The 15466-nt window shown below is 64.6% G+C and carries 10 protein-coding genes and 1 pseudogene; 4 read left to right on the top strand and 7 right to left on the bottom strand.

Annotated elements, in window-relative coordinates:
- The first annotated feature begins 73 nt into the window (after nucleotides 1-73).
- Nucleotides 74-1123: an AI-2E family transporter gene (locus RRX38_RS06245; RefSeq protein ID WP_315961948.1), complete on the top strand. Its 1050-nt coding sequence runs from the start codon at nucleotides 74-76 to the stop codon at nucleotides 1121-1123.
- Nucleotides 1124-1258: 135 nt separating this feature from the next.
- Here the strand turns inward: RRX38_RS06245 and xopAW are convergent, their stop codons facing one another.
- The 3 genes from xopAW to RRX38_RS06230 all read right to left on the bottom strand — a co-directional run bounded on the left by xopAW (nucleotide 1259) and on the right by RRX38_RS06230 (nucleotide 3920).
- Nucleotides 1259-2002, bottom strand: a complete 744-nt coding sequence (gene xopAW, locus RRX38_RS06240; RefSeq protein WP_315961947.1) for a XopAW family type III secretion system calcium-binding effector — start codon at nucleotides 2000-2002, stop codon at nucleotides 1259-1261.
- A 107-nt stretch (nucleotides 2003-2109) separates the two neighbouring features.
- Complete coding sequence (locus RRX38_RS06235) at nucleotides 2110-3174, bottom strand: HAMP domain-containing sensor histidine kinase (RefSeq protein WP_315961946.1); 1065 nt, start codon at nucleotides 3172-3174, stop codon at nucleotides 2110-2112.
- Nucleotides 3171-3920 carry a response regulator gene (locus tag RRX38_RS06230; RefSeq protein ID WP_295470444.1) on the bottom strand — a complete coding sequence of 250 codons (750 nt, stop codon included), beginning with the start codon at nucleotides 3918-3920 and terminating at the stop codon, nucleotides 3171-3173. Before RRX38_RS06230 ends, RRX38_RS06235 begins: the two co-directional genes overlap by 4 nt.
- A gap of 300 nt (nucleotides 3921-4220) precedes the next feature.
- On the opposite strand from RRX38_RS06230, the gene RRX38_RS06225 reads away from it, so the two are divergent.
- From RRX38_RS06225 to RRX38_RS06215, 3 genes are all read left to right on the top strand, one after another.
- Nucleotides 4221-6218, top strand: a complete 1998-nt coding sequence (locus tag RRX38_RS06225; protein ID WP_315961945.1) for a hypothetical protein — start codon at nucleotides 4221-4223, stop codon at nucleotides 6216-6218.
- 154 nt (nucleotides 6219-6372) lie between these two features.
- On the top strand, nucleotides 6373-8565 hold the full coding sequence (locus RRX38_RS06220) for an autotransporter outer membrane beta-barrel domain-containing protein (protein ID WP_315961944.1): 2193 nt from the start codon (nucleotides 6373-6375) through the stop codon (nucleotides 8563-8565).
- A 142-nt stretch (nucleotides 8566-8707) separates the two neighbouring features.
- On the top strand, nucleotides 8708-10171 hold the full coding sequence (locus RRX38_RS06215; protein ID WP_315961943.1) for a hypothetical protein: 1464 nt from the start codon (nucleotides 8708-8710) through the stop codon (nucleotides 10169-10171).
- A 33-nt stretch (nucleotides 10172-10204) separates the two neighbouring features.
- Here the strand turns inward: RRX38_RS06215 and RRX38_RS06210 are convergent, their stop codons facing one another.
- The 4 genes and pseudogenes from RRX38_RS06210 to RRX38_RS06195 form a co-directional block, all read right to left on the bottom strand.
- Complete coding sequence (locus RRX38_RS06210; protein ID WP_295470450.1) at nucleotides 10205-11317, bottom strand: fimbrial protein; 1113 nt, start codon at nucleotides 11315-11317, stop codon at nucleotides 10205-10207.
- A 44-nt stretch (nucleotides 11318-11361) separates the two neighbouring features.
- Nucleotides 11362-13872, bottom strand: a complete 2511-nt coding sequence (locus tag RRX38_RS06205; RefSeq protein ID WP_315961942.1) for a fimbria/pilus outer membrane usher protein — start codon at nucleotides 13870-13872, stop codon at nucleotides 11362-11364.
- Nucleotides 13873-13911: 39 nt separating this feature from the next.
- Nucleotides 13912-14652, bottom strand: a complete 741-nt coding sequence (locus RRX38_RS06200; protein WP_295470454.1) for a molecular chaperone — start codon at nucleotides 14650-14652, stop codon at nucleotides 13912-13914.
- Nucleotides 14653-14740: 88 nt separating this feature from the next.
- A pseudogene (locus tag RRX38_RS06195) lies at nucleotides 14741-15291 on the bottom strand (fimbrial protein).
- Nucleotides 15292-15466 lie beyond the last annotated feature (175 nt).

The raw sequence follows: 15466 nt of genomic DNA, 5'->3' as shown, positions 1-15466 counted from the left end.
GTGCAGACGGCGATACTGCCGGCCCGCTATGCTCGGGCCTTCAGTCTTTCCCTACTCGTAAACGGGTGCCTTGATGCTCAATAACGACCGTCTGCTGGTGCAGATTCTGCTGCTGGCCTTGCTGGGGGCGTGCTTCTGGGTGATGGCGCCGTTCTGGTCGGCACTGGTCTGGGGCGCGGTGCTGGCCTTCGCCAGTTGGCCGCTGATGCGCCTGTTGACCCGCTTGTGCCGGGGCCGGGAAAGCGTGGCGGCGACGCTGATGTGCCTGGGCTGGCTGATCCTGGTGGCCGCCCCCTTGGTGTGGTTGGGTTTCAACCTCGCCGATCACGTTCGTGATGCCACCAATTTCATTCGTGACGTGCAGGTCGACGGCCTGCCGGACCCGCCCGCGTGGCTGGCCGGTCTGCCGCTGGTGGGTGAGCGCCTGGTGGGTTTCTGGAACACCATCGACGAGCAGGGCGCGGCGATGATGGCGGCGGTCAAGCCTTACCTGGGCCAGGTCGGCAACTGGCTGCTGGCGCGCAGCGCGCAGATTGGCGGCGGCATTCTCGAACTGAGCCTGAGCATTGTCTTCGCGTTCTTCTTCTACCGCGACGGGCCGCGCCTGGCAGCCTTCGTACTGCGCCTGCTGGAGCGCTTGATCGGCGATCGTGCCCAGGAATACCTCGACCTGGTGGCCGGCACGGTACAGCGGGTCGTCAATGGGGTGATCGGTACCGCAGCGGCCCAAGCGCTGCTGGCGCTGATCGGCTTTCTCATCGCCGGCATTCCCGGTGCGCTGGTACTGGGCATTCTGACTTTCCTGTTCAGCCTGATCCCCATGGGGCCGCCGCTGGTGTGGATTCCCGCCACCGCCTGGCTGGTCTGGCAGGGCGAGTACGGCATGGCGGTGTTTATGGGCCTGTGGGGGACGTTCGTCATCAGTGGCGTGGACAACGTGCTCAAGCCTTACCTGATCAGCCGCGGCGGCAACCTGCCACTGGTCATCGTGCTGCTCGGAGTGTTTGGTGGCCTGCTGGCCTTCGGCTTCATTGGCCTGTTCATCGGCCCGACCTTGCTGGCGGTGGCCTACAGCCTGCTGACCAACTGGGTGGAGGAGGCACGGCGTCCGTCTCGCGTCTGAGCTTCTTTAGGCTTTCAGTAGGAGCGGCTTCAGCCGCGAAGCTCCTGATGTTCACAGCAGTTGCGGTGAATTTCCTGGCGCTTTCGCGGCTAAAGCCGCTTCTACAGGGGGAAGGCAAGCTTCGAATGCCGCGGCTCAGGCCGCGGTATTCAGGTAGCGGCCGGCCTTCTGCGAACCCTCGGTGTCATAGCGCTCGCCCAGGGCGGCGATCATCCGGTTCAGGGCTTGTGCGCTCATCGGGTTGGCGTTGCTGGTCTGAGTGTTATCAGCCTGGCTCAACTCGCTGGCGCTGCTTTCATCGTCAGTGTCCAGGGCACTGAACAGGCCTTCGCTGTCCAAGTTGCTGCTTGCCTGGCCTTGTGGAGTGGCAGGTGGCATGCCGCCAGGCGGTTGCTGCGGCTGCAGTGCAGCAGTGAGTTCTTCGATGCTGACACTGCCATCCTTATTGGTGTCCAGCGCATCGAACACTTTACTGCTGTCCGCGCTGCTGCCGGCGGCGCTCAGGCCGGTGGTCAGCTCGTCGCTGCTGATCGCGCCGTCGCTATCGCTGTCCAGCGCACCCAGCAGACCTTCAGCCAGCGCCGAGGCGTCGAAGCCTTCCTTCGGTGGCGCCGGTGGGGCGAAGGCGGCGAGTTCCTCGGCGCTCAGGTTATCGTCATCGTCGCTGTCCAGCGAACTGAACGCCTGGCTCAGGCTGACGGTGATACCGTCCTTGCTGTCGCTGCTCAGTGCAGAGCTGAGCTCTTCCTGGCTGACACTGCCATCTTCATCGGCATCCAGTTTGCTCAACAGCGTTTCCTGGAAGCGCTTGCTCTGAGTGCTGGCGAGGGTGCTGCTGCTGGTATAGCTGGAATAACCGCTACTGATTCCATTGATCATCGGGCTGACTCCCTGAAGGGTTGGACGCCGACGGTTTTCCATCGGCGCTGCCAGCTTCAGCGGTTCAGTTGTCGCCGGGATGTGGCCTGTGTATCGGCGGTGTTACATCAGGCCCGGGGCAAGTGCAGGATCGCGGTCAGGCCGCCGCCTGGCGTTTCAGCGAGTTTCAGGTCGCCGCCCATCCGTCGTGCCGCGTCGCGGGCGATGGTCATGCCCATGCCGACCCCTCCCGAGTTGCGATTGCGCGAGCCTTCCAGGCGGTAGAAGGGCTCGAACACCGCCTCGTGGAAGTGCGCGGTGATACCAGGCCCATGATCGATCACCGCGATACGCACCTGTTCAGCCTCTTCCAGAATGTCCACATGGGCGCTGCCGGCGTAGCGCAAGGCATTGTCGATCAGGTTGTGCAGGCAGGAACGCAGGGCCATGGGCTGGGTCTTGAGCGGGCGGCAGATCCCCTGGTAGGTCACGTCGTCGCCGTTGTCCTGGGCGTTTTCGGCGAGCGACTCGATCAGGGCCTGCACGTCGAACTGCTGCATGGCCTCGCTCTGGCGGTTCTGGTTGAAGTAGCTCAGGGTCGCGTCGATCATGCCGATCATGTCGTTGAGGTCCTGGCTCATCTGGTCGTGCAAGCGGGTATCGTCGATCTGTTCGACGCGCAGCTTCAGGCGTGCCAACGGAGTGCGCAGGTCGTGGGAAACAGCCGCGAGCATGCGCCCGCGCTGCTGCAACTGATCGCGGATCTTCTGCTGCATCAGGTTGAAGGTCTGTGCGGCCTGGCGGGCTTCGCGCGGACCGGTGATGGTCAGCGGCGGGCTGTCGAGGTTCTCCGAGAGTCTCTCGGCGGCTTCGCTGAGACGCTGCACCGGGTTGGCCAGCGCCTTGGCGCCGTACCAGGCGGCGACGACCAGGGTGATCAACTGGAAGACCAGCGGCACGATCGGCCCCCCGAGCAGCGGCGGCCTGGGGCGTTCGCCTGGGGCCGGCGGCCGGTGGTCAAACGGCGGCCCGTGCGCTTCTTGAGCCTGGAAATGGGGCGGCGGCTCGTGGCGAGGGGGTGGCTGCTGTCCGTAGTAGGTGAACCAGGCAAAGGCCAACAGGTGGGCCAGCACGATGGCCGCCAGCGCCCCGCCGAACAGCCGTGCGAAGAGGGTGTCGGCGGCGCGGATCACGCCAGCTCCCGTGCATCGAACAGGTAGCCTTCGCCGCGCACGGTCTTGATCAGTTGCGGATTCTTCGGGTCGTCGCCGAGCTTCTGGCGCAGGCGCGAGACCAGCAGGTCGATGCTGCGGTCGAAGGCCTCGATGGAGCGTCCGCGGGCGGCGTCGAGCAACTGTTCGCGGCTGAGCACTCGATGCGGGCGCTCGAGGAACACCCGCAGCAGGCGGAATTCGGCGTTGGACAGCGGCACCACCAGGCCATCCGGGGCGATCAGCTGGCGCAGCACGCTGTTCAGCCGCCAGGCATCGAAGCGGATGGTGGTGCGTTGGTCGCTGCGGTCGTCGCGTACCCGGCGCAGCACGGTCTGGATGCGTGCGACCAGTTCGCGAGGCTCGAAGGGCTTGGCCATGTAGTCATCGGCGCCCAGTTCCAGGCCGATGATGCGGTCGGTGGGCTCGCAGCGCGCGGTGAGCATCAGGATCGGCACGTCCGAGGTGCTGCGCAGCCAGCGGCACAGCGACAGGCCGTCCTCGCCGGGCAGCATGAGGTCGAGCACCACCACGTCGAAGTTGCCCTCGGCCAGGGCCTGGCGCATCTGCACGCCGTCGGTTACGCCACGCGCCTGGATATTGAAGCGCGCCAGGTAATCGCAGAGCAGTTCACGGATCGCCACGTCGTCATCGACGATCAAGGCGCGGGTGATCCAGCGTTGTTCTGGGGTCGAGTCGTCGGCGGGGCTGTCGGTGAATGCTTGCATGGGCCTTTGTTGCCTGAGGGGCCGCCAGGGCGGGCGGCGAATCGTGAACGAGTCGCTGGCTGTCATATCGCCAGTAAGCGCTGCGCAAGCTTGCGGGCGGTGAATGTCGTGGGCATGTCGCCAATGTATCAGGTTTGACACAAATTGCCCGGTGCGCTGCCGGTCGGGCCTGGTCGGCTTGTCAAGCTGGCAAGTCTGGCAGTGGCCGGGCGCAGGCCTGGGCGGTTAACTGGCGTACAGCGCGGTGCCGGCTCGCCGGTCAGCCGTGAATCCAATGGCACAGACAGGGAGGACTCCGCCATGGACCCGAACCGCAAGCAGAATGCGGACCAGGCAAGACAGGCTTACATCCGGCAGCGGGCCGAGCGTCAAGGCGCTAGAAATGACTTGGCGCTGGCGGAATTTCCCGATGCGATTGCCGGTGACGCAGACGGACTGTTGCCGGTTTCGGCGTTGTCGGCGCCTATCAAGGTCAAGGTCCCGGACTGGCGAATCAACAATCCACCTCCCGGCCTTAGCGATGAGCTGGTTCTGGAGTGGCGGCTGCCCGATGACCCCGTCTATTCGCCTCTATGGAGCCAGCAATTCACCCACCCCATCAGTGAGGCCTTTCCTCTGCTGCAAAGTATCGATCCACGCTACTTCAATGGCCGGGAAGGTACTTTCCAGTTTCGTTATGGCGTACGCAGCTGGAACTCCGGGCAGTTCGACTACTCCCCTGACCAGCCGGTCACCCTGGACCGTACCCCACCTTACGGCGCCGAGGATCCCCCGGCCGTGGTGCCGATCCCACCGGTTGTCGATACGCAGCTGGACGCGGACGGCGGCATTTGGCTGAGCGTGCCGGACTTCGTCGAAGACAAGCGTGAGTTCGTCAAGGTGGCTGTGGTCTGGTCCGATACCGTACCGCCGGCCGACCAGCCCATCGTGCCTGATATCGTTCAGTTGCTTGCGCTCGATAACCGGGTGTTCATCGGGCGCGCACTGATCGAGCGCTTCGCGTCGGGCGATCATTACGTGGCCTATGAACTGTTCGACAAGGCCGGCAACCGCAGCCGCCCCTCGCGTGTGCAGACTGTCCAGGTGGCCAGGGGGCCATTACCCGTCAATCTGCGCTCGCCGGTGGTGCCCCTGGCCAGCGATGGGCTGATCGACCTGGCCGATGCCCGCCTTGGGGTGACCGTGGAGATTCCCGCCTTTGACGCCTACCATCCGGATGATGATGTGATCGTGCGCTGGGGTAGTGCGCTGTTGACACCCAAGCGAGTGGGCGAGGGCTTTCCGCCGTTTCCGGTGGTTGTCCCGTTAAGCTGGGCGCACCTGCGTGACGAATACACCAACGCCCCAGACACCCAGTCGGTGCCGGTGACTTACCTGGTCAGGCGTGGCACCACGCCGTTTCCGTTACCTGCTGGTGACGGCATCACGGTCGATGTGAACCTGGCCTATCCCGGTCCGGTCAACCCGGATGAGCCTGACCCGATCAACGGGAGGCTGCCACCGCTGGTGGTGACCGGCGACTCGGGCACGCCCAACCACCTGACGCCAGCCGATGCCGGCAAGAACGCCACGGCCAGCCTCACGCTCTACGATCCCCCTGGCGCGGGAGAGGTCATCACGGTGTACTGGAACGGTGTGCCACTGGCTGATTCGCGTACTCTCGACGGCAGCGAGACAGCAGGCGACCTTGTCGAATTCAACGTACTGTGGAGTGAAATCGAGGCCGGTCAATCGGGCGTAGTGCCGGTGTTCTACAGCATCAGCCATGCGGACTTTGTCAATGAGCAGCGCTCGAAGGAAACTCTGGTGCAGGTCGAGGCTGTGCCGGTGGAGCTGCCAGCGCCGACCTTCCCGGACCTGTCTGACCCAGGCAGCGGCAACCTGTTGCTGAACTGCCAGTCCTTGCGCAAGCGCGCGGCAGACGCTGCCATCGGCTATCGGGTCGCGGTGCCGGCATCCGCCTATCTGGTGCCGGGCGAGTCGGCCAAACTGCGTTGGGTGCTGTTGGAGGCCGATCAGACCACCGAGGTGTCGGGCAGCGAACTGGCCGCGACCCTGACCATTCCTGCAGGTGCCGAGACCAACGGCCTGCCATGGTTCGTGCAGCCCTACGCCGATTACATCCTGCCCGCGCATACAGACACCGCCAATGGCTGGGGCTATGCCAAAGTGACTTACAAGTTGACCGTTAATAACAAAGAGGAGGAGTCGAAGTTCGAATTGAAGATCGTTGGCTTGCAGGATCTGGATGCGCCGGGACAAACTTGCGATCTGACTGCGATCCCGGAAATACCCTGAACGTTATATAAAAAGCGCAGCCGATGAAATGCACTTCAAGTTGCCAGGTTGTTGTAGGAGGATTCCTACGGGAAATGTTGAATAGTCTTATGGATAATGAAAGGGCATCTTCTTAGTCTTGCCGCCCTTTCGTTGAGTGGCTGGAGACGCCCGTATGTATGACTTGCCTGGCAACTTGTATCGTCCGCTTTACAGGCTAAGACCCGTTGCATTGTTGCCTTTGCTGTTGATCGGGCACCAGGTACGTGCCGAGTTTGTTCCCGCCGATAGAACCATCACTCAAAGCGACCCTGTTCAGGATTATCGCGTCATCAACGGCGCCACCTTGACGGCCCAGGGGGCCAGCACCCTGGCGATCGTCGTTGATCCCACCAGCGGCCTGGTGCTGGAGGGCTCCGATGTCGCTTCCGCCGACGGCACTGGCGTACAGCTGCGTAACGCTAACGCGAACGTGACTGGCAGCCGTATTTACGGCGCTACGCTGGGTCTGAGCCTGGGCAGCATCGCCGGGATTCCCGGTGGTTCGACGGCCAGCGTGCAGGGCAGCCGCATCGAAGGGGGTGTCATCGGCGTTCAGGTGGGAACCGGGGCCGACTTCAGCGCACGTGACAGCCAGATCAGCGGTGGCACCCAGGGCCTGCAAATGGGCAATGGCCAGGCCCGCCTGCAGAACACCACGGTCAGCGGTGGCGTTGGCGTGGGCATCAACCCCGGCAGCGACCTGGCATCCCCCAACCGGCTGATCCTCGACGGCTCCAGCGTAGAAGGCACCCACGGCTCAGCCATTCTGGTGGGTGACTACGGGCTGCCCGACAGGACGGCCGAGATCCTGGTCAACAACGGTTCCACCCTGAAGGGCGCCAATGGGGTGCTGCTGGAAGTGATCGGCACTGCACAGGCCGACATGAGCGTAGACAACAGCCAGTTGCGCGGGGATGTCGTGGCCGAGCCAGGCGCCGTGGCTCACTTGACGCTGCAGAACAACGCCAGCCTCACCGGTAACCTCAAGAATGTCGAGCGCCTGACGGTCAACAGCCAGGCGCAATGGATCATGGCGGGTGATGGTCAGGTGGCCAATCTGAGCCTGGACAACGGCACGGTGCGTTTCGGCGAACAGGGCCAGCCGCGGTCCTTCTATACGCTCTCGGTGGGCCAGCTCTCCGGCAATGGCACCTTCGCCATGAAGGCCGACTTCACCGACGGCCTGCACGATTTCCTCGAGGTCACCGGCAACGCCAGCGGCAGCCACCAGTTGGCAGTCACTGCCAGTGGCCAGGATCTCTCGGGCGAAGCCAGCCTGCACATGGTGCATATCGGTGGTGGGGACGCGCAGTTCAGCTTGCTGGGGGGGCCGGTGGATCTCGGCACCTGGTCGTACGACCTGGTCAAGCGCGGCGACAACGACTGGTATCTGGACACCGAATCCAAAACCATCAGCCCGGGCACTCGAACCGTCCTGGCCTTGTTCAATGCCGCGCCGACGGTCTGGTATGGCGAACTGGCCAGCCTGCGCACGCGGATGGGCGAGCTGCGTCTGAATCCTGGCAATGCCGGCGGCTGGATGCGTGGCTATGGCAGCCGCTACGACGTCGAGCACAGCGCCGGCCTTGGCTATCGCCAGTCGATGCAGGGCCTGAGCCTGGGCGTCGATACGCCGCTGGCCTACGGCGACGGGCAGTGGTTGGCCGGGGTGATGGCCGGCTACAGCCACTCCGACCTCGACCTGGGACGGGCAACCAACGGCAAGGTCGACAGCTACTACGCCGGTGCCTATGCCACCTGGCTGGACGAGGCCAGTGGCTGGTATTTCGATGGCGTACTGAAGTTCAACCGCATGCGTAACAAGGCCGAGGTGGCCCTGAGCGATGGGCAACGGAGCAACGGCGACTACAGCAATAACGGCCTGGGCGCCTCGCTGGAACTGGGTCGGCACCTGAAGTTGGATAACGGTTATTTTCTCGAACCCTTCGCCCAACTGTCGGGTCTGGTCATGGGCAGCAAGGACTATCGCCTGGATAACGGCATGCACGCCGAGGGCGAACAGACCCGTTCCCTGCTAGGCAAGCTAGGGGCAACCGCCGGGCGCAACTTCGACCTGGGTCAGGGGCGGGTGCTGCAGCCTTATGTCAGAGCGGCGTGGGTTCACGAGTTCGCCGATGGCAACCAGGTGCGGGTCAACGACAACCGTTTCAACAACGACCTGTCCGGGTCACGCGGCGAACTGGGTTTCGGCGCGGCGGCCTCGTTGTCCGGCACCTGGCAGGTCTACGCCGACTTCGCCTTCAGCCACGGCGAGCGAATCGAACAGCCTTGGGGGGCCAGCCTGGGTGCTCGTTACAACTGGTAGCGGGTTCGCACCGCCAAGCGGCGGCGCTCATCGCGGGCCGCTCAGTTCTACCAGTGTCGCCCCCGGCGGGCGTTGAGTTAAATGGACCCAGACCACCGGTGTCGAGCCTGGCGCTCGACACCCTGTTCAGGGAGAGTCCAGCATGAGCAACGCCCCTGCGATACAACCCCGCGAGCTGCCCGGTCCCGTGGTCGAGGGCTTGCTGCCCGACGACCCCCAGTGGGACCAGACCCACCTGTTGCCAACCGCCGCGACCTATGTCCCATTGCCGGTCGAAGTACCGGCGTGGGAACACTTGCCCATTCCGGGGCAGAAGACCCTCCTCAAGTTGTTCTGGACCTCCGGTGTCACCACTCAGCTGGTCGAGCAGCGCGAATGGCACAGCGACGATCATCCCGATGCCATACCTGACCAGGATCGCTACTTCACCGTGCCGGTGCTCCATCTGGTGCAGGGCGAGCATCAGGTCTGGTACGAGCTGACCCAGCCCAGCGGCAGTGTGGCGCAGTCGGGCAGGACGCCCGTGACCATCGACCTGACCCCGCCGGTGCTCAATGTCAACGAGCGCCTGGTGTTCGATACGGCGACCGTCGACTGGCAGTACCTGCTTGGCCATGACGACCGCTTGCAGAGCACGCTCCCTGCGTATCAGGTAGCCGCCCCCGGTGATGTGCTGAGCTGGTACTGGGGGGCAGGGGCTACCTCGGCTGATCTGGCCGGTTGCTGCACCCTGACCCGCAACGACATCGGCCAGCCTATCAAGGTGGTGTTCGAGGGCCAGCTGATTCGTGATCGTGGCGATGGCCAGCGCTACGCCAGCTACAAGATCGAGGATCGCGCCGGCAACGCCAGCCGGCAGGCTCAAGCCACAGCCCTGATGGTTGCCGCGCACAAGCCACCGCGTAGACTTCCCGCCCCGCGAATCAAGGAAGCGGCCGGCAGCGGCAGCAATTGGCTCCTTGACCCGCTCAATGGGATCAACGGTGTGACGCTGGTGATTCCCCCCGATGCCGTGCTCTACGAGACCGATCAGGTGTTCATGCAGTGGGCGCAGCCCGGCGAATTGGGCAGTTGGCGCGGCGACACCGAGACCGCGCCTGGCTCGCGCGAGTATCGGGTGCCTGTCGCGCATGTTTCGCCACATATCGGCCACACCAACGTGCCTGTGTATTACGAGGTGGTCGAAGCAGGTGTGGACGACCCGCAGGCTTCGAGCGAATCCAACCTCAAGGTTGGCGGCCTGAATGGCCTGCCGACGGTGCAGTGCGACGCCATCCGCGCTGGCGAGATCAGTATCGCGGCCGTGGATGCCAGCGGTGGCCAGGCGCATTTCTCGCTGCAGCGCTGGTCGTTCATGGCCAGCGGGCAGCTCGTCAACCTCCAGGTCAATGGGCTGGATCAAGCCGGGCAGATGCTCAGCATCGAGGTCTTGGTGAGGCAGCCGGTCGACGCAGCGGTCGAGGTGTTTCCCGCCGGCAAGCTGTCCAGCACGGAACTGCGGCGTTTCAAGGTTGGCAGCCCGCTGGAGATCAAGGCTTCGGTGAGCTTTGACAACGGGACGACTTGGCAGGCTTTTGGCACCGCCAATGCGACGCTGCGCGCCTGACGGCCTGCCGGGTCGCACCGGCAGGCCGTGGCCTCACTGGTAAGTGAGGGTGAAACTCAGCGCACCCTTGGCCAGGCCGGGCCTTACGTCCCGGCTGGCTTCGGTCTGGTAGAAGCGGGCATTGAAGTGCAGCGCCATGTCACCGGGGGTGAGCGTGGTCATCGGCACCTCGGTAGCCAGTTCCATGGGGGTGATGCCATCGGCCTTGAGAATCTGGATGCCCACGCCTTGTGCGCCAGAGTCGGTGGTCAGGCTGAACACGCCATTGCTGGTCGGGCCCACCGGCTGCGAGCCGTTGAGGCCGTCGAGGCGCAGGTGCGCGGTGGTGACGGGGCCGCCAGGGTCGGTTTCACAATTGCTCAGGTTGATGCTGAACGGCACCACCGGGGTGGTGTGGCCAGGCCCGGTGAAGTCCGCACTGTCCCATTCCCCGAGCATCACCGGGTCGGCGCTGACCGGGTTGGCGCTGACACTGCACTGCGCCTGGATCACCGTGCCCGTCATTCCGTACTGGAACACTTTGCCCAGGTCCTGCACATAGCCGCCAAACAGTTCGCTGCCGGTCAGCGTGTTCGGCCCGGTCGGGATCGTGCCGGTCTTGACCAGGGTCACCGTGGGGCGAATGTAGTACAGCTCGATGTCGAGTTCGAGTGGGTTGCGGTGCGGTCGGCGGGTGCCCGTGAAGGGCACGAACGGGCGTCCGTCATCGGCTACGAAGGCATTGATGGCCAGGGTGCTGTGGTGGGGGGTACCCAGCCTGATCATCGCGCCGACGCCAGGGATGGACGTTTGCAGAATCTTGCCCGTGGTGTCCTCGCCGCCGATCGGTGGCAAGGGTGACGGATGGATGGGCACCGACGCCTGGGCATGGAACCACAGATTGCCGCCGTTCATGTCCTTGTAGAAACACATGGGCCGGTGCGGGCCGGGGTGCTGGATGAACGCGGGGCGCAGGGGCTGGCCGATCACGGTGCCGACCGGTGCGTCGCGGGGCACGTACAGGGTCCCGATATTCTGCACGAAGGAGAGCATGGTTGGCCCGGCGGGCATTTGCCAGTAGCAATAGTTGTCGGCCAGTGCCGAGCTGGCCTGCAGGCAGACCGCGGCGGCCAGCCAGGGCAAGGCGCGAGGACGGAAGGGGGTCATGGTGTCGTTTCCGGATGACGGCGGGTGGGAAGGAGGCCGGCGGGTCAGTCGCACGTGACCTCCTGCATTCGGTAGCCCTGGCGCTGTGGCATGGTCGACGGGTCGATGGACAGCCGGCACTGCGGGGCGCTGCTCTCGCCCCAGCTGACCTGCAGCGTCTGGGCTTCAGGCCGGGTGGCCAGCAACACCTGGCCGGCCTGGCCCACGGTCCCCAGCACCTCGCCATGGCGGTCGGTCACCTGGGCTCCGAAGGGCAATGGACGACCGTCCACGCTGCGCGCGGTGAGCATCAGGCGGCTGACCTTGCGGGCGGCGAAGCGCGCCTTGACCACCGCACCGCGGCTGGGCACGACCTGGGTGGTACCGTTGTCGATTTCGACTTCCGGGCCCAGGTCGTCGGTTTCCAGCGTCACGGCATTGAAGCGGTAGGGCCGCAGGTAAGGCACCAGGGCATAGCCGTGCTGGCTGGTGCGTGCACCGATGGCGTTCTGCACGCCGACGCCTTCGATCCCCGGCACCTCGACCAGGGCATTGGTTTCGCCCAGGCTGGTGCCCAGCTCGACACCGCCAGCGTGCAGCAGCACGGCGCCGCTGGCGTTGAGCGAGACGCTGCGGTAATCGTGACCTTGCGCGACCCCTGCGCCGACACTGGCAAAGGGGGCCTGATAGCCCACCGACAGGCTGCCGACCTGGCCCTGCTCGGATTCGTGGTTCACGCCTACCCGGTAGCTCAGGCGGTTGCGGTCCAGGCTGCCGCCCAGGCTCACCCGTTGGCTCTGGCGGTCGCCCTGATGCAGCAGGTCGAAGGTGGCGTTGCTCGCGTGCTTCCAGTCCAGCGGCATCGAGATGCTCAGCCCGAGCTGGCGGTCGGCCCTGTTGCGCGCGTTGCTCAGTGACTGCGAGGCATGCAGGTTGTAGGTCACGTTGGCGTGGCGGGTGCTGAAATTGAGCTGGTACTGGCGTTGCTCATGGTCGCTGCCCCAGTAGTCCTGGTGCGAAAAGGTCAGGCTCAGGCTGCTGTGGTTGCCGATCTTCTGGTGTACGGAGGCTTCCAGGCGGCTACGGCGGCTACCCCGCCAGCGGGTGCGAGTGCTGCGCTGGCTGATGGCTTCGTCGAAGTCGCGGTAGCCCTCGGTGGAGTAGCGGTAGCCGGCAAAACGCAGATGGGTGCCGCTGGTGAACGCCTTACCGTACTTCAATGCATAGCTGAGCCCCTGCATGGCGCGGGTGTCTGCGGTGAGGATATCCGCCTCGGAACGCGTCACGTCGAAGGCCGCCCCGCCCAGGGCCCCCAGGTCCCTGGCCAGCCCCAGGGCGGTTGCACGGTAGCCGTCGCTGGCCAGCAACCCGCCATAGAGCGTGGCGTTCCAGCCCAGGCCGACGCTCAGCGTGCCTTGCCAGAGCAGCGGCGTTTCGCTGTCGTAGAGCGTGTGGTAACGGCCAATCGCGCCGCTGTACTGCCATACCCCTTCGCGCAGCAGGTTGTTGATGGTCGAGTAGGGCTGGGTGAAGCGGCGTACCTGGCCATCTTCTTCAGTGAGTACGATTTCCAGTTCGCCGCTGCCGGCGGTGGTCAAGTCATCGATCGCGTACGGGCCGGCGCTCACGTAGGTGGAGTAGATGGGGTAGCCGTTCTGCAGCACCTCCAGTTTGGCGCGGCTCTGCGCCACGCCGCGAATCACCGGCGCGTAGCCTTGCAGGCTGTCGGAAAGCATCTCCAGGTCCGAGCGTATCAGCAGGCCACGGATCGGTACGCTGCGGAACACCTCGCCGCCGGTGAAGGTCTCGCCCAGGGTCATGGTCGCCCGGGTGCCCGGTAGGTCGCGCTGCAGGTAGGTGTAGGCCCGGGTCCAGTCCCGACGCCCCTGTTCGTCGTGACGCATCGAGTGGTTGCTGCGCAGGCGCCAGGCACCGAGGTTGAGGCCGGCATTCAAGTACAGGTCGTCCGAGTTGCGCTGGCCAGTCTGCCGGTGGCTGCTTTGCTGGGCGGAGACCTGATAGTTGACGAAGGCGGCGTTGATGCCGTGGTCCCACAAGGCCGGGTCGACTTCGCCGATGGCGCTGCGGCGCATGGCGATCTGGGGCACCGACACGGCCAGTTGCAGCTGCCGGGTATCGAAGTCCAGTGTGGCGCCCGGCAACAGCTTGGGCAGGTCCACGCAACCCTGGAGTGCTGGCGGTTCCAGGCCTTGCAACCGTACGCCCAGCTGTTCCAGCAGTTCGGCGGACAGGCAGGGGCGCAACGATTGGTCGCTGGGGTCGAGATCGAAACGCAGTTCGCGGATGCCGAAGTAGCGACGGTTGATGGAGATCTGCACCTTGTAGTCGCCCGGCGCCAGGTCCTGGCCTGCCGCCAGCGCCTGCAGGGCCTGCAGGCCTGCGTCATGGGCCTGGCCAGGTGCCTGACGCATGAACGACGACTGGAACTCGACGGTGGGCGGCGCGGCGCTGCAGGGTGTCGCCAGCAGCAGCGCGCTGCTGCCCAGAATGAATGGATGAACGACAGGCAGGCACGCGGGTACGCGCCTGTGCCCGCATCCGGGTAAAAGCTTCATGATGAAGAGTCCTGCGTGTGAAGCGCGGCGGTTACCGCGTCAGGGGGAGACGTGAACGTCCTGGCTCAATGGGCTGGTCTGCCCGCCATAGTCGTTGATGGCCGACCAGGTGACCTTCAGGCCCGCAGCGGGCCTCAGGGTGCCCAACGGGTAAGACTGGCTGTGCAGTGGCGCCAGCATTCGAGGGTTCTTCACGCGTTCGTTTTGCTGGCCCTGGCTGACTTCCAGGCGCGAGAACGACACATGAAAAGGCGTAGGGTTGTGGGCTACCAGCAGGGTTTTGCCGGCCTGCTGCTCGACAGACCAGCGCAGCTCTGGCAGGCGCTTGACCGGGTTGTCGCGCAATCCGGCGGGCCGATAGAACAGCTTGATACGGGTGCGCAGGGCGATGTTCAGCAGGTTGCCCTGGTCGCCGCTGGCCTGGGGAATTTCCTGCACGTTGAAGTAGAACAGCGACTCGTGATCGCCTGGCAGGTCATGGGGCAGGCCGTTGATCTGCACTTGCTGCTCCTTGCCCGGGTCGAGGCGAAACAGCGCCGGCGAGGGCATGAAAGGCACCGGTGTGACCGCATCATCGGCGGCGGTGTTGACCCAGGTCTGCACGGCGAACGGCCGGTTGCTGGGATTGCTGACGATCAACGACGCGCTGCGGCGTTCGCCGTCGAAGACGACACGGGTGGTGCTGAGGGTCAGGGCGGCCTGGCTGGCCGGTGCGAACGCCAGCGCCATGGCAAGGCAGGCGCCTTGCAGCACGGTAGCGGGTTTGAAAAAGCCTGGCATGGGTGTCTTCCTCAGGCCCGACACCGAGGTGTCGGGCGTGGCCTGGCTGCCACGCGGGGGAGGCAGCCAGGCGGCGGGCACGGGATTATCAGTTGACGGCGACGACGAACTGCACGTCGGCGGAGGCGGCACCGGCGCTGACCGTGGCGGCCAGCGAGCGGTAGTAGGCGTTGAAGACCATGTCGGTGCTGCCGTTCTGGATCAGGTCATAGGGGGCCGATTCGGCACCAGGGGCCACGACGCTGCCGGTCTTGTCCTTGATGACGATGGCTACGCCCTTGGCACCGTCTGTGGTGGGGTCACCGCGAAATACTGGCCGCTCGTGTCCGCGCTGCCATTGAAGGTCACGGTGGCGACGTCGTCGGTGCCGGTCAGGCCGCAGTTGCCGTCGTCGGTGAGACGCAGGGCGAAGCTTTTGCCGCTGTATTCCTGGCCCACGGCGGTGAAGCGCGAAGCTTCTATACTGCCCATCTTCACCAGGTTGCCCACCGAACCGTCACCGGGGTTGACCACCTCGATCGGGCAGGTGCTGCTGGTGATCTTGCCTTCGAAGTTGATAGTGCCGGTAGTGGCCATGGCCGAAGTGCCGGCCAGTGCCGATAAAACGCCCAGGGAAAGTGCGAGGAAAGTCTGTTTCACGTAAATGTCCTTATCGTTCGGCGGCTCACTAATGGCCCAAACAAATAATTATGGAGTTAAGGGTGAAGTTTTATGCTTCGTCATGACGGGGCGGCATGCTAAGCACAGATGCCTTGAACGGATAGAGGACGGCAGGTCCTGTCTTACAGCGGTTTCTGTAAGAATTTTCTGCGTT

The sequence above is a fragment of the Pseudomonas sp. DTU_2021_1001937_2_SI_NGA_ILE_001 genome, from assembly GCF_032463525.1.
Classification (GTDB): Bacteria; Pseudomonadota; Gammaproteobacteria; order Pseudomonadales; family Pseudomonadaceae; genus Aquipseudomonas.
This window is presented reverse-complemented; position numbering and strand designations above follow the sequence as displayed.

Excerpts from the sequence above, each read along its gene's own strand:
- RRX38_RS06245 (WP_315961948.1), top strand. The coding sequence starts at position 74 with ATGCTCAATAACGACCGTCTGCTGGTGCAGATTCTGCTGCTGGCCTTG.
- xopAW (WP_315961947.1), bottom strand. The coding sequence starts at position 2,002 with ATGATCAATGGAATCAGTAGCGGTTATTCCAGCTATACCAGCAGCAGC.
- RRX38_RS06230 (WP_295470444.1), bottom strand. The coding sequence starts at position 3,920 with ATGCAAGCATTCACCGACAGCCCCGCCGACGACTCGACCCCAGAACAA.
- RRX38_RS06225 (WP_315961945.1), top strand. The coding sequence starts at position 4,221 with ATGGACCCGAACCGCAAGCAGAATGCGGACCAGGCAAGACAGGCTTAC.
- RRX38_RS06220 (WP_315961944.1), top strand. The coding sequence starts at position 6,373 with ATGTATGACTTGCCTGGCAACTTGTATCGTCCGCTTTACAGGCTAAGA.
- RRX38_RS06215 (WP_315961943.1), top strand. The coding sequence starts at position 8,708 with ATGAGCAACGCCCCTGCGATACAACCCCGCGAGCTGCCCGGTCCCGTG.
- RRX38_RS06210 (WP_295470450.1), bottom strand. The coding sequence starts at position 11,317 with ATGACCCCCTTCCGTCCTCGCGCCTTGCCCTGGCTGGCCGCCGCGGTC.
- RRX38_RS06205 (WP_315961942.1), bottom strand. The coding sequence starts at position 13,872 with ATGAAGCTTTTACCCGGATGCGGGCACAGGCGCGTACCCGCGTGCCTG.
- RRX38_RS06200 (WP_295470454.1), bottom strand. The coding sequence starts at position 14,652 with ATGCCAGGCTTTTTCAAACCCGCTACCGTGCTGCAAGGCGCCTGCCTT.